Genomic DNA, 26,198 nt, shown 5'->3' with positions numbered 1-26,198 from the left:
CGGTCTCGGCTACTCGTTTTCTTCAGGGCACGGCCGTACGGCAAGATGGGTGTATCTGCCCTCGCGCGGCCACGCCGCACCATGGCCCACGCGGCGGAGCCGCATACAGACCTGATAGATCCAGACTGCCGGACGGTTTCTCTTGGCTGAGTACATCTACACGATGCGCAAGACGCGCAAGGCGCACGGCGACAAGGTCATCCTCGATGACGTGACGCTGAGCTTCCTGCCGGGCGCGAAGATCGGTGTTGTGGGCCCCAACGGCGCCGGTAAGTCCACGGTGCTGAAGATCATGGCCGGTCTTGAGCAGCCGTCGAACGGTGACGCGTTCCTCTCCCCTGGCTACACCGTCGGCATGCTCCTCCAGGAGCCGCCGCTCGACGAGTCCAAGACGGTGCTGCAGAACGTCCAGGACGGCGCCGCCGAGATCATGGGCAAGCTGCACCGCTTCAACGAGGTCGCCGAGCTGATGGCGACCGACTACTCCGACGCGCTGATGGAGGAGATGGGCAAGCTCCAGGAGGACCTCGACCACGCCAACGCGTGGGACCTGGACACCCAGCTGGAGCAGGCCATGGACGCGCTGGGCTGCCCGCCCGGCGACTGGCCGGTGCACAACCTCTCCGGTGGTGAGCGCCGCCGCGTCGCGCTGTGCAAGCTGCTCCTTGAGGCGCCCGACCTGCTGCTCCTCGACGAGCCCACCAACCACCTGGACGCCGAGTCCGTGCAGTGGCTGGAGCAGCACCTCGCGAAGTACCCCGGCACCGTCGTCGCCGTCACCCACGACCGGTACTTCCTCGACCACGTCGCCCAGTGGATCTGTGAGGTCGACCGTGGCCGCCTGCACGGCTACGAGGGCAACTACTCCAAGTACCTGGAGACCAAGCAGGCCCGTCTCAAGGTCGAGGGCCAGAAGGACGCCAAGCGGGCGAAGCGTCTGAAGGACGAGCTGGAGTGGGTCCGCTCGAACGCCAAGGGGCGGCAGGCCAAGTCCAAGTCGCGTCTGGCGCGTTACGAGGAGATGGCCGCCGAGGCCGACAAGATGCGGAAGCTGGACTTCGAGGAGATCCAGATCCCGCCGGGCCCGCGCCTGGGCAACATCGTCGTCGAGGTCGAGAACCTCTCGAAGGCGTTCGGCGAGAAGGTGCTGATCGACGACCTGTCGTTCACGCTGCCCCGCAACGGCATCGTCGGCGTCATCGGCCCGAACGGCGCGGGCAAGACCACGCTGTTCAAGATGATCCAGGGCCTGGAGTCGCCCGACGGCGGTTCGATCAAGGTCGGCGACACCGTCAAGATCTCCTACGTCGACCAGAGCCGCGAGAACATCGACCCCAAGAAGACCCTGTGGGCCGTGGTCTCCGACGAGCTGGACTACATCAACGTCGGCCAGGTCGAGATGCCCTCCAGGGCGTACGTCTCCGCGTTCGGCTTCAAGGGCCCGGACCAGCAGAAGCCCGCCGGGGTGCTGTCCGGCGGTGAGCGCAACCGCCTCAACCTCGCGCTCACCCTCAAGCAGGGCGGCAACCTCCTGCTCCTCGACGAACCGACCAACGACCTCGACGTCGAGACCCTGTCGTCGCTGGAGAACGCGCTCCTCGACTTCCCCGGCTGCGCCGTGGTCGTCTCCCACGACCGCTGGTTCCTGGACCGCGTCGCCACGCACATCCTGGCGTACGAGGGCGAATCCAAGTGGTTCTGGTTCGAGGGCAACTTCGAGTCGTACGAGAAGAACAAGGTGGAGCGCCTCGGCGCGGACGCGGCCCGCCCGCACCGTGCGACGTACAAGAAGCTGACCCGGGGCTGAGCCGCGTGCGACACCACTACTCCTGCCCCCTGCGCTGGTCCGACATGGACGCCTTCGGCCATGTCAACAACGCGGTCTTCGTCCGCTACCTCGAAGAGGCGCGGATCGACTTCATGGCCCGGCTGGCGCCGGGGGGCGGCAGTGTGTCGTTCACCGGCGGGTCCGTCGTGGCCCGCCACGAGATCGACTACGTACGCCCGTTGGTGCACCGGCACGCCCCGGTGACCGTCGAGCTGTGGGTCACGAAGATCAGTGCCGCGTCGATGACCGTCGGCTACGAGGTCAAGGACGAGGACACGCTCTACCTCCGCGCCACGACCGTCGTCGTCCCCTACGACTTCGCCGAGGAGCGCCCGCGCCGCCTCAGCGCGGAGGAGAAGGCGTACCTGAAGGAATACCTGGACGACGCCGCGCAGGCGAAGGGGGCCGTCGCTCGATGACGGTGCTGCGTCTGGCCGACGCGGGGGAGGCGGTGGACCTCGCCGCCTTCCTGGCCCGGCTGATCCACTACGACAAGGCCGCGGCGGTACGCCTCCAGGCCGGTGACGGTGTGCTGGCCGTGTTCGGCCGGCCGCCGTCGTTCGAGGTGCTGGCGATCCGCACCGCCCGTCTCGCCGAAGGGCAGCGCCCTGCCTTGGACGCCACCGTCTCCGCGGGGGAACTCCTCGAAGGGATCCAGGAAGCGGCGGACACGCTGACGGTGCCCGCCGCCGTCACAGGACCGCCGTGGGCCGGTGTGCTGCCGCCGCGCGGCGGCTGGCGCAGGGTGCCGGGGCTGCCCGCGCCCGACGCCCTGGTCCGCGCGGTGGCCGCGGCCGTCGCCGAATTCCGCGCCCGTGACGAGGCGTTGGCCCCCCAGGAGCGCACCCGCGCGGCCCGGGACCGTATCGGCAGGGAGATCTGGTCGCGCACCCTCGGCGACACCCACCTCCCGCTGCGCGCCGTGCACGCCGCCCAGTCGCTGGGCTTCCTGCGCCCGGCGCAGGTCGCGGCCGGGTCCGGCGGCGGGGTACTGACCGCGCCCGCCGCGCAGCCGCCCACCCTGCTGGCCGCGGGCGGCTGGCTGCGACTGAGCACCGCCTACGGCTCGATCGCGGTCCGCGCGGCGGGCCCGGCGGAGCTGACCGGACTGTCGGGGCTGACGGTCACACCGACCTGAGCGGACCCGGGGCATGCCGGACAGGGCGCCGCGTCGTCACGGCGACCCGTCGTCACGGCGCCCCGTCGGGCACCCGCTAACCGTCGTCACCGGCGTCCCGTGCCCGTGCCGCGCCGTCGGCCGTGCGGTCGGGCCAGACGCCGATGTGGTCGCTCTCCAGCTCCAGCAGCACCCGGTGTTCCATGCCCAGGCTGCCGGTGTAATCGGCGGGCAGTTGCAGCCGTCCGGCGCGGTCGAGCATCGCGTACTCCTGCGCGACCAGTGACTCCTGGCCGGTCGCCGCGTCCCGTTCGGTGCGGCGCAGCACCTCGGACGAGGTGCGGCCGTCGCGGATGGCGACGGTGCGCCGTACCTCGGACGCCACCGCCTGGTCGTGGGTGACGATCACGATCGTGGTGCCCAGTTCCTCGTTGGCGGTGCGGAACGCCGAGAAGACCTGCTCGGCGGTGTGCGAGTCCAGTTCGCCGGTCGGCTCGTCGGCCAGCAGGACCGACGGGGTGTTGGCCAGGGCGACGGCGATGGCGGTGCGCTGCGCCTCGCCGCCGGAGAGCTGGTGCGGGCGGCGGTCGCGGCAGTGGCCGATGGCGAGCATCGACAGCAGCCGCTCGGCCCGCCGCGTCCGCTCCGCCCGCCGCCGCCCGCCGCGCAGCCGCATCGGCAGCGTGATGTTCTGGAGGGCGGTGAGGTACGGCAGGAGGTTGCGGGTGGTCTGCTGCCAGACGAAGCCGACGACGTCGCGGCGGTAGTCGAGGCGGGCGGCGGCGCCCATCGTCAGCAGGTCACGGCCGGCGACCCTGGCGGCGCCCGCGGTCGGCACGTCGAGCCCGGCCAGGATGTTCATCAGCGTCGACTTGCCGCTGCCCGACGCCCCGACCAGGGCCATCAACTCGCCTTCCGCGACCAGCAGATCGAGGCCCTGGAGCGCCTGCACCTCCACCCCGTCGGTGGCGAAGACCCGCACCAGGCGGTCGCAGGCGATCAGCGCGTCGTGACCGTAGGCGGGCCGGCCGCGCCGGGACACGGCCCGCCGCTCCAGCTCGGCGAGGCTCGCGGGGCCGGGGGACGGCGGGGCCGTGGCCGGTTCGTTCGGCTTGTTCGGCTTGTTCGGCTCGTCCGGTTCCGCCGGTTCCGGTGCGGTGCGTTCGGTCCGGGTCATCGGGTGTCTCCCGCTCTCCACTCGGTCCGGGTCATCGGGTGTCCCCCGCTCTCCACTCGGTGCTCGCGTGCCGTCGTCCGCTCAGCCACGCCTGGGTCAGTGCCACGGCCAGGGCCAGGACCACCACCGCCACCGACGGCAGCAGCAGGGACGCGGGGTCGGCGCGCAGGTGTACGGAGCCCGACTCGTCGCCCGACGTGCCGGGGAAGGCGAGCGGGGCGAGGTCGGTGCCGGGCCCCAGCAGGCGGATCGCGGCCACGCCGACCAGCGCGCCGCCCAGCGCCGCCAACAGTGCCTGCGGCAGCGCCTCCAGGACCATCAGCCGCCGCCCCTGCCGCGCGGTCAGCCCCAACGTCCGTAGTCTCTCCAGAAGTTGGGTCCGTTCCGGTGCGGCCTGGAGCAGCGACAGCAGCAGCGCGAGCAGCGCGAATCCGGCGCCCGCGCCGACCGTGGCCGTGTACAGCCGCTGCGCACCCTCCTGGAGCGGCGGATCGGCGAGCCCGGCCCGCGCCTCGGCGCGCAGAGTGGTGTGGACGGACGCGCCCGCCGGGGTGTGCGCGCGGACCGCGGCGCGCAGCGCACCGGGGTCGGGCGAACTGCCGGACGCCAGCAGCAGGGTGGGCCCCAGCGCCTTGTCGGTGACGCTGTCCGGGTGCAGCCTGGCCACTCCCGCCGCGTCGAGCACGATGAAGTCGCCGCCGGGCAGCGCCGGGGTGTCGGCGCGTACCGCCACCGGGCGGACCGTGATCTGGCCCGCTTCCGGTTGCAGGGTCATGGGGGAGTGCCCGAAGCGGGTGACGACGCTGGGAGACACCAGGGCGGGCAGCGGCCCGCTGTCACCGGGGTCGTCCAGGAGTCCCGCGGGGAAAGCGCCGAGGCCGGTGGCGCGGGAGAGCCTGGCGTAGCGGTCGGCGTCCGCGATCACCAAGGTCAGCGGCGGCCCGCTGTCCGCCGCGGCCTGGATGCCGAGCTGTACGGGCACCGCGCCGGTGACACCTGGCACCTTCGCCACGGCGGCGGCCAGCGCCTTCGGCAGCGGAGCGTCGCCGGAGATCCGCGCCTCGGCGCCGACCGCGGCGAGCGCCGCGCGGTCCCTGCCGTGCGCCACCCCCGCCAGCACCGAACCGCCGAACGACGCGGTGGTCAGCGCGACCAGCAGCGCCAGCAGCGGCAGTCCGGCGGTGGCCGGGGCGCGGCCCGCGCGGGCCAGCGACAGGAAGCCGAGCAGTCCCGCCGTACGGGCCGCAGGCCGCGCGGCGAGCCGCAGCGGCAGCGGATAGAGCCGGAGCAGCACCAGCGCGGCGATCACCCCGATCAGCACCGGCGCCGCGCTCGCCAGGGCGTCCACCCCGCCGGACGCGGTGCCGCGGCTGCGCAGCGCGAGCACCGCGACGGCCGCCAGGACCACGACGGTGAGTTCGGCGACCGTACGGCGCCGGGAAGGGCGGGCGGTGGCCAGGTCATCCCGGCCCGCCGGGCGCGGGCGGCGGTGCGCGACGGCGGCCCGCAGCGGCAGCGCCAGGGTGCCCACCACGCCGACGCAGGCCGCGGCGAGCACGGGGACGGCGGTCCGCTCGCCGGGCACGAGGAGCAGCGCCAGACCTCCGCCGACCGCGGCGCCGGGCAGCGAAGACGCCGCCGTGGCCGCCGCCAGCCGCCCGGTCAGCCCGGCGAGCGAGGCGCCGCGGGCCCGCAGCAGCGCGAGTTCGGGACGGCGTCTGGCGGCGGTCAGCGCGCCGGTCATCAGCAGCACCACGGCGGCGACGGTGCCGATGCCGAACGCGGCGACCGCGATCACCGGGGCGACCGTGGCGCGGGTCCGCTCGAAGGCGTCGATGAGGCCGTCGGCCGGTGTGTCGGTGACCGCTCCCTCGCCCGCGACGGAACGGATCCGGGCGAGTCCTGCGCCGTGTTCGACGGAGAGCAGCAGGTCCCGCAGGACGGGCGCCTGACGCGCGGTCAGGGCCCGCCCGTCCAGCTCGTACCACCAGTACTTCTCCGGCTTGCCGCGGGCGACGGACGCGAGCCGGGGGCCGTCGCCGGGGTGCAGCAGCAGGCCCGCCTGCCAGTACCGCAGCGGCGGGGGGCCGCCCGTCGTGGCCCGGCTCGGCGTGGCCAGCGGGGCGTCCAGGGACCAGTACGCGTCCTCGGGGGCGCGCGGGGTGAACAGGCCGCAGATCCGCACCGTCAGGCCGTCGAGGTGCAGGGTGCTGCCGACGCGCAGGCCGAGGGTGCGGGCGCTCGCCGCGCTGACCGCGGCCTGAAGGGTGCGGGCTCCGGGCGCCGCGGCCCGGGGCAGCCGGCCCGTGACGCGGGTGCTGTGCGCCGCGAGACCTGACGCGGCGGCGACCGTGAAGCGGGGCGGCTCACCGTCGGGCCGGGGCAGCCAGGTGTCCTGGGCGGCGAGCGGCGTGGTGGTGCGCACGCCGTGCACGGAGCGGCCGGCGGCGACGCGCAGCGGGTCGGCGAACCGGCCGCGGATCGCCCGGTCCTGGCGGTCGGTCTCCCGGGCGGCGAACGCGGCGCCGGGGGCTCCCGGCACGTCGTCGCGCGCGAGCGAGATCTGCACCATCCGCTGCTCGGCGACGACCGACGTCAGCGCCTGCCGCGCGCCCCGGGTCTCGTACGCGTCCACCGCGCGCGGGAACGCCGCGGCGAGGAACGCGGTGACCAGCACCAGGACACCGAGACCCAGCGTGGGCCCGTGCCGCCTCGCCCGGAGCGCGCCGGACGCGGCGCGCAGCCGGTGACGGAACCGGCCGGGCCGCGCGGCGGCGGTCTCCGGCACCCGGGACCGGTCCTCGTGGTCGGAACGGCTCATCTCACACGGCTCCTTGGCTGCGCAGGGCCTGGACGGGGTCGCCGCGCCGCAGGCCCACCGCAGCGGTGACCAGCAGCGGCACCGCGGCGACCGCGGCGAGCAGCAACGCGACCTGTCCTGGCGGCAGTTCCACCAGCACCCCGGGCACCGGCCGCGTCGCCTGCGCGGTCAGCACCACCAGCGGCACCACCGCGTGGGTGAGCGCGGCGCCCAGCGCCGTACCGACGGCCAGCGCCAGCGCGATCAGTACGCCCTGTTCCGCCGCGACCACCCGGGCCAACTGCGGCCTGGGCGCGCCCAGGGCCCGCAGGACCGCGAACTCCCTGGCGCGTTCGCGCAGCGAACCTGCCGCGCTCACCGCGAAGCCGACCGCCGCCAGCAGTGCCGCGACCACGGCCGCCGCGGCCAGCGCGGCCTGCGGGCCGAGGCCCAGCGGGTCCTCGTGCAGCCGGCCGGCGATCTCGTCGCGCGCCACCACCTGCCCCGGATCGGTGTCCGCCCGCTCCCGCAGCGCCGCCACCGCCTGTCCCGCCGCGCCGGGCCGTGGCCTGATCCACCACTCGGTGGCGGCCAGCGGGGCGGCATCCTGGTCGCCGAGCGCTTCGTTGACGGCGCCGAGGTCGACCAGCAGCCCGGCGCCCGCCGACTGCTGGTCGGCGGGCCCTGGCAGCGCACGGACCGCCCGCACGATCCGCGCCTTCAGCGGCTGGCCGTTGACCGGGATCTCGATGACGGAGCCGGTCTTCGAACCGCTGTCGCGCAGATACCCGTCCGTCGCGACGGCCCGCAGCGGGCCGCGCGCGGGGTGGGCGGCGTCGACGCGCAGCGTGGTGCGGGCCGCGCCGTAACTGCCCGCCGGACGGGCGCCGGTGTCGTACGTCTGGGTCAGCAGCCCGCCCGAAGGAACGGCCGAGCGGCCCGCCTGGGGACCGAAGGGCTCGCCCGCGAAGGTGCTCTTCGCGCTGACCCGCCCCGACCACGAAAGACCTGCGGGCGCCCGGAGTTGACGTTCCGCGCCGCCGGGCAGCAGGGCACGCGCCGCGCCGACGGTCAGCCGCTGCCGGTGCGAGACCTCCGACTGTTCCAGGTCCGCGACCAGGCCGGTCAGCCGCAGCGGCCCGGCGACGCGGCCGGCCGGCGCACCCGCGGCCGATGCGAGATCCGCGGTCACCGTGTGCGGCGCGCCGTCGGCCGCGACCCGGTCGAGCGGCAGCGGGTACGGCATGCCGTGCCGGTCGGTCACCAGCGCGGTGAGCCGCGCGGGCACCGGGCCCGCATCGCGCGGCGTACCGGCCCCGTCCTCGGTGAACTCCGGCCCCGCACGCACCGGAAGGGACCGCAGCGACCGCAGGGTGACGGTCAGCCGCAGCCGGGCGGTGCCGTCCGGCAGCGCGATGCCGGGCGCCGTGTGCTCCGCCGGAGCCAGCGACCGCAGCATCGCGTCCGCGGCCCGCCCGGGAGCCTCGTCGGCGCCGCCGCCCACCAGGTCGCCGCGGAGCAGCAGCGTCCCCGTGGCGCGTGGGGTGTCAAGCGCCAGCAGCGACGAGGCCCGGCCGCCCGACAGGCTCAGCGTGGCCTGCGCCGCGGGCAGCGCGGCGGCCACACCTGGCACCTCTTCGTATGCCCCGCCCTGCCCCAACTGCGGTGTCCTGCCCGCCAGGACGCGCACCGCGGCGCCCGCGCGGAAGTCCGCCTGGTCGTCCTGCGAACGGTCCCACGAAGCGCCCTGGCCGATCGCCAGCATGCCGAGCGCGGTGGCCAGCACCAGCAGCAGCACCGGGCCCGCGCTGTGGTGCGGACGGCGGCTGATCTGCCAGCCGGCCAGTGCGGCGGCCGGACCCCGGCCGCCGGCCGCCGCGCGCTCGGCGAGCCGGGCGGCGAGCGGCAGCAGCCGCAGCGTCAGGACCGTCCCGGCCAGCAGCGCCAGCGCGGGCGCCGCCACCAGCACCGGGTCGATGGCAGGCGCGCCCGACGCCCCGCCGGTCAGCACCCCGCTGCCGCCGCCCGCCGTCTGCCGCCGCAACTGCGCGTACGCCACCACGGCGATCACCAGCAGCCCCAGGTCCGCACCGGCCCGCAGCACGCCGGGCAGCGCCCGCGCCCGCGGCCTCACCCGGTGGGCTCCTGACCCCAGCAGGGCGGGCGCGGCGACCGCGAGGGCGCAGCCGAGCGCCACGGCGCCGCCGGTCAGCCAGGTGGCACCGGTCGGCCGGGTGTCGAGCGGCAGCCCGCCGCCTGCGGCCGACAGCCGCAGCAGCGGGCCCGTCAGCAGCGGCGCCCCGACCGCGGCGGGCAGGGCCAGCAGCAGCGCTTCCGCGAACGCCAGCCACGCCAGGGTGCGGCGGGAGCCGCCGCGGGCCCGCAACAGCGCGCTCTCACCGGCCCGTTCGGTGCTCAGCATCCGCGCCACCAGCAGCAGCGCGTAACCGGCGAGCAGGATCAGCTGGAGCGCGACGATCAGGATCGTCGAGCGGTTGACCAGCAGCGCCCGCTGCACCTCGCGCAGCGCGTCGGGCAGGCCGGTGGCGGCGCTCGCCCGGCCGCCGAACGCCGGGTCGGCCATCAGCGCCTTGACCGCGGGGCCCGCCGCACCGGTCAGCGCGTCCAGCCGACCGGCCGTCAAGGTGCGGAAGTCGGCGGTGGCCAGCCAGCCGGCGGAGTCCGGCACCAGCGGGCCGCCGCGGAACGCCCCGGGCCCGGTGAGCAGCGGCCCGTACGTGGTGAAGCCGGCGCTGCGCACCCCGCGTCCGCCGAGTTCGTCGAGCTGCCAGTACGGGTCGGTGCGGTCCTTCGGCCGGTAGACGCCGGTGACGTGGACGGTGGGGCGGGCGGGGCCCGAAAGGCGTCTGTCGAGGGTGAGTTGGCGGCCAGGTGCCACCTTGAGCCGGTCGGCGGCGGCCTGCGGCAGGGCCACCTGGAGCGGCCCCTTCCCGGCCGTGGCGGGCCAGTGGCCCGCGGTGAGCGTGACCCGCGAGCGGTCGAGCGCGGCGAGGTGGGTGAGGTCGGGCTCGCCCTTGCGCGCGTCCGGCCGCTGGAGCGCGCGGGGCAGCGCGTACGGGCCGGAGCGGGTCAGCGTGCGCACCGTGAACGGCAGCCCGTCGAAGGCCCGTTGGGCGCCCTTGCGTACCGCGCGGTCGATGGCGCCCGACAAGTCGGCCGCGCCGTCGGGGAGTTGGGCCGTCACCCGGAGCGCGGCGGCCGGCGCGGAGCGGGTCGCCAGGGCCTGCCGCAGCCCGGCGTCCCCGATGGCGTCGGCGTAGGCGCCGAGCGCCGTCAGGACCGTCGTGGTCAGCAGCACGGACAGCAGGGCGGCGGCCGGCAGCAGGCGATGGGCGCGCACGCGCAGAAAGATGAAGCCGGACACGGACCCCCCTGGCGCCGGTCAGCACCGAAAACTGTTCGAATGCTGTCAGAGGGGCGTGCGCAGGGTAAGCGGTTCGCCGGCGGTCTTCACCGGATCGTGACGAGGGCGGGCGGGGTCATGACGGGGGTCGGGCCGGGCCCGGTGTGACGCAACCGTCAGCCGTCGCTGTTGACCATGGTGGCCGCGGCGTACGTGAGGTAGTTCCACAGCTGCGTTGCGTGTTCCGTGGCGAGCCCGAGCGAGTCCACCGCGTCGCGCATGTGCCGCAGCCACGCGTCGTGCGCGGCGCGGTCCACGGTGAACGGTGCGTGCCGCATCCGCAGCCGCGGGTGGCCACGGCCCTCGCTGTACGTACGGGGGCCGCCCCAGTACTGCATCAGGAAGAGCGCGAGCCGCTCCTCGGCCGGGCCCAGATCCTCTTCCGGGTACATCGGCCGCAGCAGCGGGTCATCGGCGACTCCCTGGTAGAAGCGGTGCACCAGGCGGCGGAAGGTGTCCTCGCCGCCGACCTGTTCGTAGAAGGTCTGCTCCTGAAGCGCGCCGCGCGGATTCTCGTTCACCCGTCCATGGTGTCAGACGTGCCGACCGAGGACTTCTGATGTAGGGCGACCGCCGTCCCCGGGCCGCCACCGGCGCCGGACGGAGGGACAGTGGACACATGGGCACGCTGCATCCGGGGCACGGGCGGGCGGCGGGGCCGGAGACCGCGGCGGCGCGGTCCCGGCTCGTCCGGATGATCGCGCTCGGCGGCGGACTCACCGACCCGCGCTGGCGGGCGGCGTTCGACGAGGTCCCGCGGGACGTGTTCGTCCCGTCCTTCTACGAGGCGATGGCCGGCGGCTACGAGCTGGTGGCGGCCGACGACCCCGACCCGCGCCGCCGTGGCCGCTGGCTGCGCGGCGTCTACCGCGACGGACCGCTGGCGACCCGGATCGGCGAGGACGGCGCGCTGGTCTCCTCCAGCAGCCAGCCGTCCCTGATGGCGCTGATGCTCGACGCGCTCGACGTCGAGGACGGCTGCCGGGTCCTGGAGATCGGCACCGGCAGCGGCTACAACGCCGCGCTCCTGTCCCACCGGCTCGGCGACCGCGCGGTGACCACCATCGATCTGGAGGAGGAGATCACATCGGTGGCCCGCGAGCGGCTGGCGGCGGCCGGATACCGGCCCGCTGTGGTGACCGGCGACGGGGCGCTCGGCTGCCCGCGGCGCGCCCCGTTCGACCGGATCATCGCGACCTGCTCGCTGGGCTCCGTACCGGTCGCCTGGCCCCGCCAGTGCGCGGCGGGCGCCATGATCCTCGCGCCCATGGCCACCGGTCTCATCGCGCTGCGGGTGGCGCGGGACGGCGGCCCGGCGGAGGGCCGCTTCCTGGCCACGCCCGCCTTCTTCGTGCCGCTGCGCACCACCGACGCATCGGCGGGCGGGGACGCGGCGGGGCCCGACGTCACGGGCCAGGGGGTGCCGCGCCACGCGCTGGCCGACGACCGCTTCCGGTTCCTGCTGTCGCTCGCCGCCGGCAGCCTGCCGCCGCGGGAGGCGTACGAGCTGTGGCGGCGCGAGCGGCGGCCCACGCGCGAGCGCTACGGCGTGACGGTGGAAGGCGACCGCCAGTGGGCCTGGCTTGACTCGCCGGAAGGACCGTACGTGTGGCAGACGGGCGGAGCGCCGGACGGGGCGTGACCCTGTGGCGGGTCACGCCCCGTCCGGGCCGCGCGGCGGTCAGCCGCGGCGGACGGTCAGCGTCGTCCAGGCACCGACGTGCACCCGGTCACCCTCGTGCAGCGCGACCGGCACATACGGCTGGATCGGCTCCTCGGCGAGGTTCAGCGTCGTGCCGTTGGTCGAGTTCTGGTCGACCACGGCCCAGCTGCCGTCCTGCTGCTGCACCACCAGCGCGTGCTGGTGCGAGACACCGGGGTCCTCCGGCGAGCGGCCCAGGTCGACGTCCGGTGACTCGCCCGTGCTGTTGCGCCGGCGGCCGATGGCGAGCTGCTCGCCGGACAGCGGAAGCACCTGCTCGGGGGTGTACGCGGGGAGGTTGAGCCCCGCGGCCTCCGGGCCGCTGCGGCCCATCATCGCCATGAAGTACTCGCGGTCCGGCGCGATGGCCACCACCCAGCCCGCGCCGACGACCGGCGCCGGGCCCTGCGGCGGCGCGGCGGGCCCCTGGCCGGGGCCGCCGTTCCACTGCTGGTCGGGCTGGTGCGGGGGCGGCGTCTGCTGCTGCGGCTCGAACGGTCCCTGCTGCTGCGGCGGGAACGGCGGCTGCTCGAACGGCGCGGGCTGCTGCGGCTCGAACGGTGCCTGCGGTCCCGGCTGCGCGGGCGCCTGCGGCGGGGCCGCCTGGGCGTTCGGCGGGTTCAGCGTCCAGTCGTCGCCCGGCTGCTGCTGCGGCGGCGCGGGCGGACCGGGGTGCCCACCGGGACCTGGCTGCCCGCCGGGACCTGGCATGCCGGGGGGCGGCCCTGGCATGCCCGGGTAGCCGCCGGGCCCTGGCATGCCGGGCGGCGGGCCCTGCTGCTGGGGCGGCTGGGGGTGCGGCGGCGGGAAGCCGAAGCCACCGGGCTGCTCGCCGGTGTCGCCGGGTCCTGGAGGCTGTCCCGGACCGGGGGCCGGCGGCGGGAAGCCGTAGCCGCCCTGGGGGCCGGGGCCACCGGGCGGGGGCCCTGCCTGCCCGGCGGGCGGGGCGTAGGACGGGGCCGCGGAGTGGGTGAGGAAGTTGAAGCGGCATTCCTCACAGAACGGTGCCATCGCCGCACGCGGCGTACCGCACTGCGGGCACCGCTCGGGCTGCCCGCCCTGCTCGGGGCCGGGACCGAAGCCGGGACCGGGGGCCGGCGGCGGGAAGCCGTAGCCGCCCTGGCCGCCGTGGGTGCCGTGGCCGCCCTGGGGGCCGGGGCCTGGCGCCGGGGCGGGCGGCGGGAAGCCGTAGCCACCCTGGCCGCCCTGAGTGCCGGGGCCGCCCTGCTCGGGGCCGGGACCGAAGCCGGGACCGGGGGCGGGCGGCGGGAAGCCGTAACCGCCCTGATCGCCGTGGGTGCCGTGGCCGCCCTGGGGGCCGGGTCCTGGCGCCGGGGCGGGCGGCGGGAAGCCGTAACCGCCCTGATCGCCCTGGGGGCCGGGGCCGCCGGGCGGCGGGCCCATCTGCCCGGGGGGCGGTCCTGGCTGGCCGGGCGGCGGGCCCATCTGGCCGGGCGGGGGACCGGGCGGCGGGCCACCCTGTCCTGGCGGCGGGCCCGGCTGGCCGGGGGGCTGGCCGGGCGGCGCGTTCAGGAACCCCGCGGGCAGGGAGGGCGGCGGGGGGACAGCACCCGCCATGCGCTGGCCGCACACCTCGCACCAGTCTTCGGCCACCGACTGGTGTCCGTTCGGGCAGGTCGGCATGTCGGTTCTTCCCCCTCCGTACCGTTGGTCCGGCGTTGATTCCGGTGGCATTGCTCGTTGGTCGTTTCGTGACGCGGACGGTGGTCGCCGAGTGCGCCACGGGGTGTCCCGTACGCCGCGGCGACCGCCGCTTTCCGTCGCACAGTACCGGTCGCGGTACCGGCGACGCCCACCACCTTCGCAAGCAGTTTCGCAGTCTCCCCGCAACGGACCCCTGCCCCGGCCGTGCCGCCCGGCCCCGCCTCCACGGCCGTTCCGCCCAGGTCACCCCGGCTTGCGGGCATCCCGTCTCCAGTGGCCGGAATGTGTCGGTTCCACCCGTCCTGTTCAGGCCGGGATCCGGCCTTCCGCGGGCAGCGGGAACGGCACAACCGCCACCGTGACGTTGTCGTGGCCGCCGCCGTCGAGCGCGTGCGTGACCAGCGTCCTGGCGCTGTCCAGCGGCCGGTCCCGGGTGTCCGTCGGCAGCACGGCTGCCAACTGCTCGGCGGTCTCCGCGTAGTTCCACAGGCCGTCCGTGCACACCACCACCACGCCGGGGCCGTCCGGCTGGAAGTGCTGGGTGTGCGGCTCGACCTCGTACGCGTCGGCGCCCAGCCAGCCGGTGATGGCGTGCGCGCGTTCGTCCGCCATCGCCTCGGCCTCGGACATCAGATTGTTGGCGACCATCTGCGCCGCCCAGGAGTCGTCCTCGGTGAGCCGGGCCGGGGGCACCGTGCGGTCGTCGGGGATCCAGTAGGCGCGGCTGTCGCCGACCCAGCCGACGGTCAGCAGGCCGCCGCCGACCACCGCGCCGACGAGCGTGCAGGCCGGGGCGTTCTGCCTGCGGTGTTCCGGCCGGCCGGGCTCGTCCTGGTCCGCGAGGGCGTTGACCGCAGCCGCCGCCGTCACGATCGCCTCGTGCAGGGCCTGCTGCGGGTGGACGCCGCGCGGCAGCGAAGCCAGCAGGGAATCGCTCGCGGCACCGGACGCCGCCTCGGACGCCTCGTCGGGACGGGTCGCCGACGAGACACCGTCGCAGACCACGGCGACCGCCGCGGGAGCGCCGTCCGGCAGCGCGGTGGCGGTCAGGGCGAAGAAGTCCTCGTTGCGGTGGTGGCGGTGCCCGCGGTCGCTGACCGCCGCCGCGCCCGCCAACTCCCGCTCCAGATGGTCGCGTTCGCGCGGCTGGGCCTGGCCGCACCGGGTGCAGTACCCGTCCGTGCCCACGGCGGCGGCCCCGCACAGCGCGCACACCCGGGTGCCGCGCGCCGGCGTCTGCGGCTGCCCGGCGGCGTCCGCGACGGCCTCGTACCCGGCGACGCGGGGATCGGCGGCGGCAGGCGCCGGGGGAGCGGCGGGGCCCCCGTCCGCGGGCGGCGCCTGCGGCGGCGGGACGGCGCCCGGCACGTCTTCCTCGTGCGGGTCGTCCGCGGCGGCCTGCGCTTCCTGGGGCGCCGTCAGGTCCGGCTGCCACGGGGCGGCGTGCGGCGGCAGCGCGTACGGGTCGGGAAGCGGCGGCGGGTACGCGGCCGGGGGCGGCGGCCCGTACCCGGTCGGGGGGCCCCCGCCGTCAGCCGGGAGGCCGCCGGGGGCGGCGGCAGCCGCGGGTCCGGCGCCGCAGCGTCCACAGAATCCGTCCCCCCGGTCGAGCGGCGTACCGCAGCTCGGACACCTGGACGGCCCAGTCACACCCATGTCACACCCACGTCCTGGGGCGGAAGCGGTTGGCCCGTTCCACCAGCTCGATCCTTTCCTCGCCACGCCGCGCCATCCGCGCGAGCAGGCGGTACGACCGTTCCAGACCGAACCGCAGCCCGCGTTCGTCCAGCGTGCTGCCGAGCAGCACCGGCTGCTCGGGCGGGGTTCGCCCGCCGTCCGGCCGGGCACCGTGGCTCCCGGAGAGTACCCAGTCCAGGGCGCTTCCCAGTACCTCGGTGGTCAGTTGCTCGCGGCGCCGGTCGTCCAGGCCGAAGTCCGCGAGGTGCTCGACCTGTTCGGCCGCGGCCCGCAGTTCCGCCGGGCGGGCCCCGTGCGCGGCCCGCCGCCGCAGCCGGGCGCGGACCGCCGCGATCCGGGCCGCCGTGTAGTGGATGGAGGTCTCGGGGACGGACTCCAGGGCGGCCACCGCACCCTCCAGGTCACCCGCCTCCAGCCGCACCCTGGCCAGCCCGAACGCCGCGCTGACGAAGCTGCGGTCGGTCGCCCACACCAGCCGGTAGTACGCGTCGGCGGTGTCCAGCTGCCCCAGTTGGGCCGCGCACAGCGCCAGCGCGAGCTTCGGCGCGGGCTCGCCGGGAAAAGTGTCGTAGACGGTGTCGAAGGCCGCGGCGGCGCCCTTCAGGTCGCCGGTGGCCAGCGTCACCAGGCCGCGGTGCCACATCAGCCGCCAGTCGCCTGGCAGGTGTCCGGCGCCGTCCTCCTCGTCCAGGGCGGCCAGCGCCTCGATCGCCGCCGAGCCGTCGCCGTCCTCCAGGTGGGCCCGCAGGGCACGCAGCCGCAGTTCGCGCGAGTCGGCCGGTGCGGAGGGCAGCGCGGCGGCCAGTTCGGCGGGGGCCGCGGCCACCAGACCGGCCAGGAATCCGGCGTTCGGGTCGGCCGGGTCCACCTGCGGCACCGGCAGGGCGAGCACCGCGGCGGGCACGTCCACCGGACGCAGCCCGGGGCCCGCGTCCGCGCCGGGATCTGCGGTGCCCGCGAGCCAGGCCGCGGCACGCCAGGCCGCCCGGCGCCGCGCCCGCCCGCGCGCCCCGAAGCGCGAGCCGCCGCCGTCAGCCGTCGCGGGCAACGCGGTGTCAACCACCCGCAGTTCCGGGCCGAAGAGCTGCGACAGCGCGGGCCGCGGCGTACCGGACCGCAGCGCCACCGCCTCGCGCAGGACGCCCGTCAGCTGCGCCGCCATCTCGTCGGCCGAGCCGAATCTGCGGTCGCGGTCCGGGTCGGTGGCCCGCACCAGCAACCGGTAGAAGGACTCGTGGTTCCGGAAGACCTCGATGTGCTCAGGGTCGGGCAGCGAGTCGGCGAAGACGTTCGTGTAGCCCTGGAAGTCGAAGGTGAGCACGGCGAGGGTGCGGGCGACGGTGTAGAGGTCGGAGGCGACGGACGGGCCGAGCGCGGCGACTTCGGGCGCCTGGTAGCCGATCGTGCCGTAGATCGGGCTCTCCTCGTCGTCCATCCGGCGCACCGCGCCCATGTCGATGAGCTTGAGCTGGTCGCCCTGCTGGATGGCGTTGTCGACCTTGAAGTCGCAGTAGAGGAGCTGGCGGCTGTGGAGGTGGCCGAGCGCCTCCAGGGCCTCGATGCCGTAGGCGCACGCCTGCTCGACGGGCAGCGGGTCGCGTCGTCCCCGGTGCGTGCGGCGGGCGTTGGCGAGGTCCTTGAGCGAGGTGCCGCCGACGTACTCCATGACGAGGTAGCCGTCCCGGCTGCCCGTCGCCGGGTCCAGGTGCTCGACGAAGTTGTAGATCCGCACGATGTTGGCGTGCTCGATCTCGGCGAGGAAGCGGCGCTCGGACACCGCGACCGCAAGCGCCTCTTCGTCGCCGGTGTCCAGCAGGCCCTTGAGCACCACCCAGCGGTCGGACACCGCGCGGTCGACGGCCAGGTAGATCCAGCCGAGGCCGCCGTGCGCCAGACAGCCCGCCACCTCGTACTGGCCGTGCACCACGTCGCCGGCCCGCAGCTTGGGCACGAAGCTGTACGGGTGGCCGCACGCCGCGCAGAACCCTTCGGTGGTGCCCGCCGCGCCGCCGCGGGCCCTGCCCACCGGCGCCCCGCAGTCGCTGCGGCTGCAGAACCGCTTCCGTTCGGGCACCTCGGGGTCGTCGAGCACGGCTGCCTGCGGGTCGGGCCGTGGTACGTCCGGCACCGTCACGAGACCGGCGCCCAGCCGGCCGCGGGCCGATCCGGAGCCCGTGCCGCTGCCGGTGCCGCCGCTCGCGGGCACCGATGGCAGGGCGCGGGCGGGCCCGTGGCCTGCGGCGTGGCGGTCCCGGCCGGCCGCGAGGCGGGTCGCGGCGGTGCCGGTGGCCGGGGCGGTGCGGTCGGTGAGGCGCGTCGGCGGTGCGGCGAGCAGCCCGAGGGGCGAGACCACCGGCGCCCGGCCGCAGACGTCGCAGTACCGTTCGCCGCCCGCGTCCGCGTAGCGGCCCGCGCACTCCCGTCGCTGGCATGCGGCAGCCGCCCGCCGCGTCACGCGCCCATCGCCTCCGTCGCCATCTGCTGATAGCGCAGCACCGCGGCTCCGGCCGCCCGCAGGTCGCACGGTGCGCTCCAGAGCATCCGGCGGGCCGCGTCGTAGCGCTCGGTCAGCAACGGGTCGTCGGCCAGGCCGTGCCGGGCGACCTTCGCCTTGTACGCGTCCAGCCGCCCGCGCAGCTCGGCGCGGACCGCGAGCGGCGCGGTGACCGCGGTCAACGACTCGCGGGCCCGCAGCAGTTCGTCATCGGCGCGCTCCTCCAGGCGTTCCAGGAGCGGCGAGAGGCGGTGCCACTGCGCGCGCCTGCGGTAGTCGACGGCGGCGGCCAGCTGCTCGTGCAGCGCCGCCGACGGGCTGCTGACCGCGGGCACCTCGGACGCGGCGATCTTCGCCAGCACCTCGCCGCGCGCCTGCCTGGCCTCGGTCAGTGTGCGGTCGGCCCTGGACAGCACGTCCCGCAGCCGCATCAGCCGCTGCTCGGCGTCCTGCCGTACGTCGAGCACCGCCTCGATCTCCCGGCGTACGTCCTCAAGGGCGCGGGCCGCCCGGTCGTAGCGCTCGGTGTCGGGGCGCCCGCCGCCCGGCGCCGAACTGCCGGTCGACGACGAGACCCAGAACGCCAGCGGGTCCGCGATCACCTCCGCGCGCAGCCGCCCCAACTCCTCGGTGATGTCCTCCAGATCGTCGCCCGATGGATGCTCGCCCGGCCTGACGCCCACCGAGTGCGCCAGCGAGCGGGTCCGCTGCAACTCCGCCGCGAGCAGGTCGATCCGGGCGGGCAGCGCGGACCACACGGAGTCGGCGGCGACGATGACGTCAAGCGCCCGCGCGTAGCGGCCGTTCATCCGCTCGACCAGCTCCCGCAGGGTGCACCGCCGCACGGCCCCGGCTTCCGCGTCGTCGTCCGCGACCTCCGCGCCCGCGCCGTCCAGCAGCGCGGTCAGCTCCTCCAGATCGGCGGGTGACGACCAGCGGCGGCGCGCCCGCACCTCGCGGGCGCGGGTCAGTGCCGCCGTGTACGCGTCGAAGTGCGACCACAGCACGGCGATGGACCGCTCGGTGGCCGCCCACCGTTCTTTGGTGACACCGGTCAGGTCGGCGCCCTCCAGGAGGCGGCGCCCTGCGTGGTCCTGAAGGGCCAGCAGCGAGGACTCGATCGCGTCGTACTCGGCGCCGAGCCGCGCCAGCGCGCGGTCGGCCTCGTCGCGGTCCAGGGCCTGGCCTTCCGGCCTCCCCGCAGAACCGGGGAAGGGTCCAGAGACCCCCATCGATCACCTCTCCAAACTGCGTACGGTGCGCGGTGGTTGGTGCGCTTCGGCCGCCTCTCGGGTGCTGCCCCTTCCGGGTTTCCTCCATACTGCCGCCACCTGGCCTTCCGTGGGGCGGTCAGTCGGTGTATTCCGGCGTCGGTGGTCCTGATATGCCGGGCATGTCGGCTTCGAGCCAGGTGTGGTAGGCCCGCATCCAGGGGCTGTCGGCGCCCTTGCCGCCGCGGTAGTCGTCCAGCACTTTGTTCACCCGCCGCACGAGATCCGTGTCGTCACTGTTCATCGCGACGCCGTACGCCTCGTCCGTGAACGGCCTCCCCTTCAGCTCCACCGTCGGATCCTGCGCCGCCTGCGCCGCGGCCAGCGCGCTGTCGGTGACCACCGCGTCCGCCTCACCGAGCTGGAGCCGCACCAGGCAGTCGAGCTGGCTGGGCACCAGCAGCACCTTCGCGCCGTGCGGCCGGCGCGCCAGCTCCGTCTCGCCCGTCGACCCGGCGGCCGTGCAGACCCGCTTGCCGCGCAGCGAGTCGTCATACGCGGTGACCGGTGAATCCTTCGGCGCCAGCACCTGCTGCCCGGCCTGGAAGTACGCGGTGGAGAACGCCACTTGGCGCTTGCGTGCGCAGTTGACCGTCATCGTGCGTACCACCATGTCGACCCGGCGGTGCCGCAGCGCGGGGATCCGCTGGTTGGTCGGCACCGCCAGGAAGACCACCTTCGGGTGCGGGCCCAGGATGTCCCTGGCGAGGGCCCGCGCCAGGTCGATGTCGAAGCCCTCAAGCTCGCCGCTGTCCGGGTCGCGGAACCCCCAGCGGTAGGTGTTCTGGTCGACCCCGACGACCAGTTGGCCCTTCTTCTTGATCCGCTGCACGGCAGGACCGTCGGCGGACGAGGGCCGCAGGCTGCGCGCCACCGTGTCCTTCGTGCACCGTGCCGCGGCCGACGGCACCCGCGCCGCGCCGGGCGCGGACGCCCGGTGCGCCGGTCCGGCAGGCCCGTCCGCCGCGCCACCGCCCGGCGCGGGCACCAGCACCGCCGTGGCCACCGCCACCGCCCCGACACCTGCGACGACCGGCGACAGCGCGGCCCGCAGGCTCCGCAGACCGCGCGCCCGCCGCGTCATGGGGTCCGCACCCTGCCCCCTCACCGGTACTCCGACAGCCGGCGCCCGATGCCGAGCACCGCGCCCGCCGCGCCCACGACGGCCAGGGCGCAGGCCCCCGCCGCCAGGCCGCCGAACGCGCCGCGCCCGGCACCGGCCGCCTGCCGGAACCGGTCCTGTTCGTGCGCCACCGCGTCCCGCAGTGCCGCGTCGACCCGGTCGAAGGACTCCCGGGTCGGCCGGTCCGTGCCGATCACCCGGCGCAGCGCCTGGTCGTAGTCGCCCTTGTCGTCCGCGGCACGCGCCTGTGCGTGCCGCCGCTGCCACTCGCGCAGCTGCGCCACCGCCCGGCGCACCGGCTGCCGCCCCGCCTCGTCGTCGGCCAGCGCCAGCGCGGTACCCAGCGCGCTGCCGGACGCCGCGGGGCCCTGCGTAGCGCCGCCCGCCAGATCCTTCATGCCGGAGCGGAACCCGGCCTCGTAGAAGTCCTGTTGATCGCCGGTGAGCCGCGCGCCCCTGGCCACCAGCGTCAGATTCTCGTCGCCGCGTGCCCTGAGGGTGTCGATCCGCGCTTCGTTGAGCACCCGCAGCGAACGGGCGCTGTTGCCGAACGCCTCACCGAGTCCGGTGCGCGCCATCGTGTGGCCTCCCACCAGCCACACCAGCAGCACCACGCACGCGGTGGTGGCCGTCACCAGGCCGCGGTTGAACACCCGGTTGGTCCGCAGGTAGCTGCGCCGCTGCGCCCAGCCGAGCGCGCCGAGCGCGGCGGCTCCCGCGGCGAGCGAGGCCCACGGCCACGCCGTCGCCGCGGCGTGGTCGGCGGCCAGCCGCCCGGTCTCGCTGTCGTACCAGGCGCGGGCCGCCGGAAGGAGTTCCCCGCGCATCCGCTCGTTGGCGTAGCGCAGGTAGGCGCCGCCCAGCGGCAGGCCCTGCCGGTTGTCGGCGCGGGCCGTCTCGATCAGGCCGGTGTAGCGGGGCAGCAGCCGGTTGAGTGTGGTGACGTGCCGTCCAGCCGCGTCCGTCAGTTGCGTCGATCCGGCCGCCTTGACCAGCAGGTCCGACGCGGTGGCGAGGTCGGCCGCGTAGCGCGCGCGGGTCTCGCGCGGCTCGTCGCCGCCGGCCAGGAAGCCGCTCGCGGCCGTCGTGTCGGCGTCCGCCAGGGAACGGTAGAGGTCGGCGGCGTCCGCGCTGAGCGGCTGGCTGCGCTCGGCGACGTCGCGTGCGGCGCCCGCACGGTCGCTGACCTGCCAGGCCGTGACCGCCCCGAACAGCAGGACCAGCAGGGCCAGTACGGCGCCGATCGCCCGCAGCCTGCCGGGCTCGGTCCGCGCGGCGGCGCGCAGTTCGTCGACGCCGTCGGCCCAGGCCGTACGGCGCCCGGCAGGCGGCGGCGCGCTGCCTGGCCGCGCCTGCGGCACGGACGTCACGGACGGCACACGACCTCCCCCTGGTGCGCTGACGACGGGCCCGCCCCCGGTACGGGGACACGGGCAGCAGTATGTCCGCATGCACCGGCGGGCACACCGGTATTGACCTGATCTTGTGCGACCGGACGTAGAGTTGCCGCAGGAATTGCCGGACATCGTGCCCTCGCGCTCCGCCGCCTGGAGCGCGCCGAACTTACCCATGTCACCCAGGTCCGCCAGGGCCTCGACGTGGTCGCCGCCCGGCAGGCGGCGAAGCACCGCAGCGAAGCCCAACTCACCGGTATCGAGGACGCGTTGGCCCGCAGTGGCGCCGCCCGCGACGGCGACGCCTTCACCGCGTCCTGGCCCTGCCGTTGGACGACTGACGGCCGACGGCACGCCGCGGGGCGCGGGCCGGACCGCCCACGCCCCTGCGGACCCGGTCTACGCCCAGGAACCCCGCAGCCGCGCGTAGGCATCGGCCGACGCCCCCGCCCGGTCCAGCGCGTGCAGCGCGGCGCCCAGGACCGGGGGCGCGGTGACGACGTGTGCCACCGCCTTCGGCGCGCGCTCCGCGAGCAGCCGCACGATCCGGTCGTGCAGCAGCGGATGCCGGGCCGCCAGCACCCCGCCGCCGAGCACCACCCGGGTCTCCTCGCCGATCAGGTCGAGCCGCTCCAGCGCGATCGAGGCCATCAGCGCCACCTCATCGGCCTGCCGGGCGATGATCGCCCGCGCCACCGGGTCGCCCGCATTGGCCACGTCGAACAGCAGCGGCGTCAGCTCGTGCCGCCGCCGGGCGGGGATGCCGCGCAGGTGGATCGCCTCGATCAGCTCCAGCATCGTGGCAAGACCGAAGTGGGCGGGCAGCGCCCGTGCCAGCTCGCTCGGCTCGCCGCGGCCGTCCTCGGCCCGTGCCGCGTACCAGAGGGCCTCGTCGGCGAGGAAGCCGCCGCCGCCCCAGTCACCGGAGAGCCGGCCGACGGAGGGGAACCGCGCGGTCGCCCCGGCCCGGCCGAGCCCCACCGCGTTGATGCCGGCCCCGCACACCACGGCGGCGCCCACCGGCGGCTCCCCGGTGTCCGGCAGGCCGGCCCGCAGCAGCGCGAAGGTGTCGTTGCCGACGGTCACCGACCGCGCCCACCCCCGGTCGCCGATCTCCGCGGCGAGCGCGGCTTCCTCGACCGGCAGGTCGGCGTTGGCGAGGTAGGCCGTGACGTGGCCGACCGGACCCTCGGCACCGGCCTGCGCCAGCGCCGAAGCGACCAGGGGCGCCAGCACGTCGACCGCCCCGCCCGTACCCACCGTCTGCGGCTGGAAGCCGCCGCCGCGCGCCGTGCCGAGCAGGCTGCCGTCCGCGCCCACCAGGGCCACGTCGGTCTTGCTGTTGCCCGCGTCGATGGCGAGCGCCGTGCCGGTCAGGCCCACGTGAGGTGCTCCCGGTTGTGTGCGATCAGGTCGTCGGTCAGCTGGTCCGCGTACGCGATCTGGCCGACGAGCGGATGGGCGAGCAGCGCCTCGAAGACCCGGTCCCTGCCGCCCTTCAACGCGGCCTGGAGCGCCAGGTGTTCATACGCCGTGACGTTCGCGATCAGCCCGGAGTACAGCGGCTCCAGCGGCCGTACCGGCAGCGGCGTGGCACCGGAGCCGTCCACCGAGGCCGGCACCTCGATCACCGCGTCGTCGGGCAGGAACGGCAGCGTCCCGTTGTTCAGGGTGTTGACCACCTGCACGTCGCCGGTGTTGCGCAGCAGCGAGGACGTCAGCGCCACCGCCGCCTCCGAGTAGAAGGCCCCGCCGCGCTTGCTCAGCAGCTCCGGCTTCTCGTCCAGCGCCGGGTCGCCGTACATGCCGAGCAGCTGCTTCTCGATGGCCGCGACCTCGGCCGCCCGGGACGGCTTGCTGCGCAGCTCCCGTACGACCTCGTCGTGCTGGTAGTAGTAGCGAAGGTAGTACGAGGGCACGACGCCGAGCCGGTCCACCAGCGCGCGCGGCATGTGCAGGTCTTCGGCGACCGCGTCGCCGTGCTCGGCGAGCAGCCGGGGCAGCACGTCCTCGCCGTCGACCCGCACCGCCCGCTCCCACGTCAGGTGGTTGAGCCCGACGTGCTCAAGATCGACCTGCTCGGGCCGTACGCCGAGCAGCCGGGCGAACTTGCGCTGGAAGCCGATGGCGACGTTGCACAGGCCGACGGCCTTGTGCCCGTGGGTGAGCAGCGCCCGGGTGACGATCCCGACCGGGTTGGTGAAGTCCACGATCCAGGCGTCGGGGTTGCGGCGGCGCACCCGCTCGGCGATGTCCAGTGCGACGGGGACGGTGCGCAGCGCCTTGGCGAGGCCGCCCGCGCCGGTCGTCTCCTGGCCGACGCAGCCGCACTCCAGCGGCCAGGTCTCGTCCTGGTTGCGGGCCGCCTGCCCGCCGACCCGCAGCTGGAGCAGGACCGCGTCCGCGCCGTCCACCCCCGCGTCCAGGTCCGATGTCCACGAGATGCGGCCCGGGTGGCCCTGCTTGGCGAAGATCCGCCGGGCGAGGCCGCCGACCAGTTCAAGACGGTCGGCCGCCGGGTCGATGAGGACCAGTTCTTCCACCGGCAGAACATCACGCAACCGCGCGAATCCGTCGATGAGTTCGGGGGTGTAGGTCGAACCTCCGCCGACCACTGCGAGCTTCACGATAAATCAGCCCTTTACTCCGGTGAGAGTGACGCCTTCGACGAAGACCTTCTGAGCGAAAAAGAAAACGATGATGACCGGCGCCATGACCAGCAGCGTCGCCGCCATGGTCAGATTCCAGTCGACGCTGTGCGCGCTCTTGAACGATTCGAGCCCGTAGGAAAGCGTCCAGGCGCCGGGATTCTGCGCCGCGTAGATCTGCGGGCCGAAGTAGTCGTTCCAGCAGTAGAAGAACTGGAAGAGCGCGACGGCCGCGATGCCCGGCTTGGCCATCGGCACGACGATTTTCAGCAGGGTGCGCAGTTCCCCGCAGCCGTCCACCTTCGCGGACTCGATGTATTCCTGCGGGATGGTCAGCAGGAACTGCCGCAGCAGGAAGATCGAGTACGCGTCGCCGAACGCCATCGGGATGATCAGTGGCCACAGCGATCCCGACAGGTGCAGCTGCTGGGCCCACACCAGGTACATCGGGATCACGATGACCTGCGGCGGCAGCATCATCGTGGAGATCACCAGGATCATCGCGGTACGGCGGCCACGGAAGCGGAACCTGGCCAGCGCGTATGCCACCGGGACCGCCGAGCAGACCGTGAACAGCGTGCCGAGGCCCGCGTACAGCAGCGAGTTCTTCCACCAGTCCAGGAAGCCGGGGGTGTGGAAGACCGTCGCGTAGTTGGACCAGTTCCATTCGTGCGGCCACAGCTCGCCGCTCATCGCCTGGCCGTCGCTCATCACGGACGTCAGGAAGACGAAGACGAACGGCAGCACGAAGAAGAGCGCGGCGGCGACGGCCACGGCGTGCACGGCGATCCAGTGCAGCAGCCGTTTGCGCCGGGCGCGCAGGGCAGGGCCGCGGTCGCCGGCCGCGGCGGGGGCGGGTGTGGTGCCGGGGCGCAGGGTCGTGGTGGTCATGTCGATCAGTCCTCCGCCGAAAGCAGCCCTGCGCGCTTGCGCATCAGCAGGGTGGTGACAGCCATCGCGATGACGAAGAGCACGAGCGAGAGCACGCACGCCGCGCCGGTGTTGAAGTTCTGGAAGCCCAGCGAGTAGACGAGTTGGGGGACGGTGAGGGTGGAGTGGTCCGGGTAGCCGGGCTGGATCACCGTGCCGGGGCCGAAGGTGATGCCGGAGGCGAGCTTCCCCGCGACCAGCGCCTGCGTGTAGTACTGCATGGTCTGCACGACGCCGGTGACCACGGCGAACATCACGATGGGCGTGATGGCCGGCCAGGTGACGTACCGGAATTTCCCCCAGGCGCCCGCCCCGTCCAGCTCGGCGGCCTCGTACTGCTCCTTGGGCACGTCGAGCAGTGCCGCCATGAAGATCACCATCAGGTCGCCGATGCCCCACAGCGAGAGCAGGACCAGCGACGGTTTGGCCCAGTCGGGGTCGTTGAACCACGAGGGCGCGTGGATGCCGATGGCGCCCAGGATCTCGTTGACCGGCCCGGTGCCCGGGTTGAGCAGGAAGACGAAGGCGACGGTCGCGGCGACCGGCGGGGCCAGATACGGCAGGTAGAACGCCGTGCGGAAGAACCCGACCCCCGACTTGATCTTGGTGATCAGTATGCCGATGCCGAGCCCGAATACCACCCGCAGCGCGACCATCACCACGACCAGCCACAGCGTGTTCCACAACGCCGGCCCGAAGAGCGGCATCTGCGTCAGCACGTATTTCCAGTTCTTGAGCCCCACGAAATCGGGCTGCTCGATCTGGTTGTAGTGCATGAACGAGAAATAGACTGTGGCGATCAGCGGATAGCCGAAGAAGACCGTGAAGCCGACCAGCCAGGGGGAGAGGAAGCCGAGCGTGCGCAGCCGTTCGCGGAGGTGCTTGCGGCGCAGCGCGGGCGCGGGAGTGAGGGCCATGGCGGTGCTC

Annotated in this window: 19 protein-coding genes; 4 read left to right on the top strand and 15 right to left on the bottom strand. The window is 74.8% G+C overall.

Annotated elements, in window-relative coordinates; genetic code table 11:
* Positions 1-142: 142 nt before the first annotated feature.
* From ettA to ACGFNI_RS19410, 3 genes are read left to right on the top strand one after another with little or no spacing between them, the layout of a single operon-like run.
* Complete coding sequence (gene ettA / locus ACGFNI_RS19420) at positions 143-1,807, top strand: energy-dependent translational throttle protein EttA (protein ID WP_393685305.1); 1,665 nt, start codon at positions 143-145, stop codon at positions 1,805-1,807.
* Positions 1,808-1,812: 5 nt separating this feature from the next.
* Positions 1,813-2,247 carry an acyl-CoA thioesterase gene (locus ACGFNI_RS19415; protein ID WP_393685303.1) on the top strand — a complete coding sequence of 145 codons (435 nt, stop codon included), beginning with the start codon at positions 1,813-1,815 and terminating at the stop codon, positions 2,245-2,247.
* Complete coding sequence (locus ACGFNI_RS19410) at positions 2,244-2,966, top strand: hypothetical protein (protein WP_393685301.1); 723 nt, start codon at positions 2,244-2,246, stop codon at positions 2,964-2,966. The genes ACGFNI_RS19415 and ACGFNI_RS19410 overlap by 4 nt, the downstream gene beginning before the upstream one ends.
* A gap of 76 nt (positions 2,967-3,042) precedes the next feature.
* Here ACGFNI_RS19410 and ACGFNI_RS19405 read toward each other — a convergent pair whose 3' ends face one another.
* The 4 genes from ACGFNI_RS19405 to ACGFNI_RS19390 all read right to left on the bottom strand — a co-directional run bounded on the left by ACGFNI_RS19405 (position 3,043) and on the right by ACGFNI_RS19390 (position 10,867).
* On the bottom strand, positions 3,043-4,122 hold the full coding sequence (locus ACGFNI_RS19405; protein WP_393685300.1) for an ATP-binding cassette domain-containing protein: 1,080 nt from the start codon (positions 4,120-4,122) through the stop codon (positions 3,043-3,045).
* Between the two features lie 31 nt (positions 4,123-4,153).
* Complete coding sequence (locus ACGFNI_RS19400; RefSeq protein ID WP_393685298.1) at positions 4,154-6,943, bottom strand: FtsX-like permease family protein; 2,790 nt, start codon at positions 6,941-6,943, stop codon at positions 4,154-4,156.
* 1 nt (position 6,944) lies between these two features.
* Complete coding sequence (locus ACGFNI_RS19395; protein WP_393685296.1) at positions 6,945-10,307, bottom strand: FtsX-like permease family protein; 3,363 nt, start codon at positions 10,305-10,307, stop codon at positions 6,945-6,947.
* 155 nt (positions 10,308-10,462) lie between these two features.
* Positions 10,463-10,867: a globin gene (locus ACGFNI_RS19390; protein ID WP_393685295.1), complete on the bottom strand. Its 405-nt coding sequence runs from the start codon at positions 10,865-10,867 to the stop codon at positions 10,463-10,465.
* Positions 10,868-10,965: 98 nt separating this feature from the next.
* Here ACGFNI_RS19390 and ACGFNI_RS19385 point away from each other — a divergent pair, with 98 nt between their 5' ends.
* The gene (locus tag ACGFNI_RS19385; protein WP_393685293.1) at positions 10,966-11,988 is read left to right on the top strand and encodes a methyltransferase domain-containing protein; all 1,023 of its coding nucleotides are present in this window, start codon (positions 10,966-10,968) and stop codon (positions 11,986-11,988) included.
* A gap of 39 nt (positions 11,989-12,027) precedes the next feature.
* On the opposite strand, the gene ACGFNI_RS19380 is transcribed toward ACGFNI_RS19385, so the two are convergent.
* From ACGFNI_RS19380 to ACGFNI_RS19330, 11 genes are all read right to left on the bottom strand, one after another.
* A complete protein-coding gene (locus ACGFNI_RS19380) occupies positions 12,028-13,692 on the bottom strand; it encodes an FHA domain-containing protein (RefSeq protein WP_393685291.1) in 1,665 nt (554 codons plus the stop codon).
* On the bottom strand, positions 13,578-13,976 hold the full coding sequence (locus tag ACGFNI_RS19375) for a hypothetical protein (protein WP_393685290.1): 399 nt from the start codon (positions 13,974-13,976) through the stop codon (positions 13,578-13,580). Before ACGFNI_RS19375 ends, ACGFNI_RS19380 begins: the two co-directional genes overlap by 115 nt.
* A gap of 43 nt (positions 13,977-14,019) precedes the next feature.
* Entirely contained in the window at positions 14,020-15,369 is a 1,350-nt protein-coding gene (locus ACGFNI_RS19370; RefSeq protein WP_393685289.1) for a PP2C family protein-serine/threonine phosphatase, read from the bottom strand.
* A gap of 1 nt (position 15,370) precedes the next feature.
* Positions 15,371-17,866, bottom strand: a complete 2,496-nt coding sequence (locus tag ACGFNI_RS19365) for a tetratricopeptide repeat protein (RefSeq protein WP_393685287.1) — start codon at positions 17,864-17,866, stop codon at positions 15,371-15,373.
* On the bottom strand, positions 17,863-19,137 hold the full coding sequence (locus ACGFNI_RS19360; protein WP_393685286.1) for a hypothetical protein: 1,275 nt from the start codon (positions 19,135-19,137) through the stop codon (positions 17,863-17,865). Before ACGFNI_RS19360 ends, ACGFNI_RS19365 begins: the two co-directional genes overlap by 4 nt.
* A gap of 118 nt (positions 19,138-19,255) precedes the next feature.
* Entirely contained in the window at positions 19,256-20,260 is a 1,005-nt protein-coding gene (locus tag ACGFNI_RS19355) for a glutamate ABC transporter substrate-binding protein (protein WP_393685284.1), read from the bottom strand.
* Between the two features lie 20 nt (positions 20,261-20,280).
* A complete protein-coding gene (locus tag ACGFNI_RS19350; protein ID WP_393685282.1) occupies positions 20,281-21,750 on the bottom strand; it encodes a hypothetical protein in 1,470 nt (489 codons plus the stop codon).
* A 342-nt stretch (positions 21,751-22,092) separates the two neighbouring features.
* Positions 22,093-23,076, bottom strand: coding sequence for an N-acetylglucosamine kinase (locus ACGFNI_RS19345; protein ID WP_393685280.1), 984 nt, complete (start codon positions 23,074-23,076; stop codon positions 22,093-22,095).
* Positions 23,067-24,320, bottom strand: a complete 1,254-nt coding sequence (locus tag ACGFNI_RS19340) for a 6-phospho-beta-glucosidase (protein WP_393685279.1) — start codon at positions 24,318-24,320, stop codon at positions 23,067-23,069. The genes ACGFNI_RS19345 and ACGFNI_RS19340 overlap by 10 nt, the downstream gene beginning before the upstream one ends.
* A 6-nt stretch (positions 24,321-24,326) precedes the next feature.
* Positions 24,327-25,232 carry a carbohydrate ABC transporter permease gene (locus ACGFNI_RS19335; protein ID WP_393685278.1) on the bottom strand — a complete coding sequence of 302 codons (906 nt, stop codon included), beginning with the start codon at positions 25,230-25,232 and terminating at the stop codon, positions 24,327-24,329.
* 5 nt (positions 25,233-25,237) lie between these two features.
* Complete coding sequence (locus ACGFNI_RS19330) at positions 25,238-26,188, bottom strand: carbohydrate ABC transporter permease (RefSeq protein WP_393685276.1); 951 nt, start codon at positions 26,186-26,188, stop codon at positions 25,238-25,240.
* Positions 26,189-26,198 lie beyond the last annotated feature (10 nt).

The organism is Streptomyces sp. NPDC048644 (genome assembly GCF_043199105.1).
Lineage (GTDB): Bacteria > Actinomycetota > Actinomycetes > Streptomycetales > Streptomycetaceae > Streptomyces.
This window is presented reverse-complemented; position numbering and strand designations above follow the sequence as displayed.

Excerpts from the sequence above, each read along its gene's own strand:
- ACGFNI_RS19380 (WP_393685291.1), bottom strand. The coding sequence starts at position 13,692 with ATGCCGACCTGCCCGAACGGACACCAGTCGGTGGCCGAAGACTGGTGC.
- ACGFNI_RS19410 (WP_393685301.1), top strand. The coding sequence starts at position 2,244 with ATGACGGTGCTGCGTCTGGCCGACGCGGGGGAGGCGGTGGACCTCGCC.
- ACGFNI_RS19375 (WP_393685290.1), bottom strand. The coding sequence starts at position 13,976 with ATGCCCGCAAGCCGGGGTGACCTGGGCGGAACGGCCGTGGAGGCGGGG.
- ACGFNI_RS19330 (WP_393685276.1), bottom strand. The coding sequence starts at position 26,188 with ATGGCCCTCACTCCCGCGCCCGCGCTGCGCCGCAAGCACCTCCGCGAA.
- ACGFNI_RS19355 (WP_393685284.1), bottom strand. The coding sequence starts at position 20,260 with ATGACGCGGCGGGCGCGCGGTCTGCGGAGCCTGCGGGCCGCGCTGTCG.
- ACGFNI_RS19400 (WP_393685298.1), bottom strand. The coding sequence starts at position 6,943 with ATGAGCCGTTCCGACCACGAGGACCGGTCCCGGGTGCCGGAGACCGCC.
- ACGFNI_RS19335 (WP_393685278.1), bottom strand. The coding sequence starts at position 25,232 with ATGACCACCACGACCCTGCGCCCCGGCACCACACCCGCCCCCGCCGCG.
- ACGFNI_RS19405 (WP_393685300.1), bottom strand. The coding sequence starts at position 4,122 with ATGACCCGGACCGAACGCACCGCACCGGAACCGGCGGAACCGGACGAG.
- ACGFNI_RS19350 (WP_393685282.1), bottom strand. The coding sequence starts at position 21,750 with ATGCGGACATACTGCTGCCCGTGTCCCCGTACCGGGGGCGGGCCCGTC.
- ACGFNI_RS19360 (WP_393685286.1), bottom strand. The coding sequence starts at position 19,137 with ATGGGGGTCTCTGGACCCTTCCCCGGTTCTGCGGGGAGGCCGGAAGGC.
- ACGFNI_RS19385 (WP_393685293.1), top strand. The coding sequence starts at position 10,966 with ATGGGCACGCTGCATCCGGGGCACGGGCGGGCGGCGGGGCCGGAGACC.
- ACGFNI_RS19370 (WP_393685289.1), bottom strand. The coding sequence starts at position 15,369 with ATGGGTGTGACTGGGCCGTCCAGGTGTCCGAGCTGCGGTACGCCGCTC.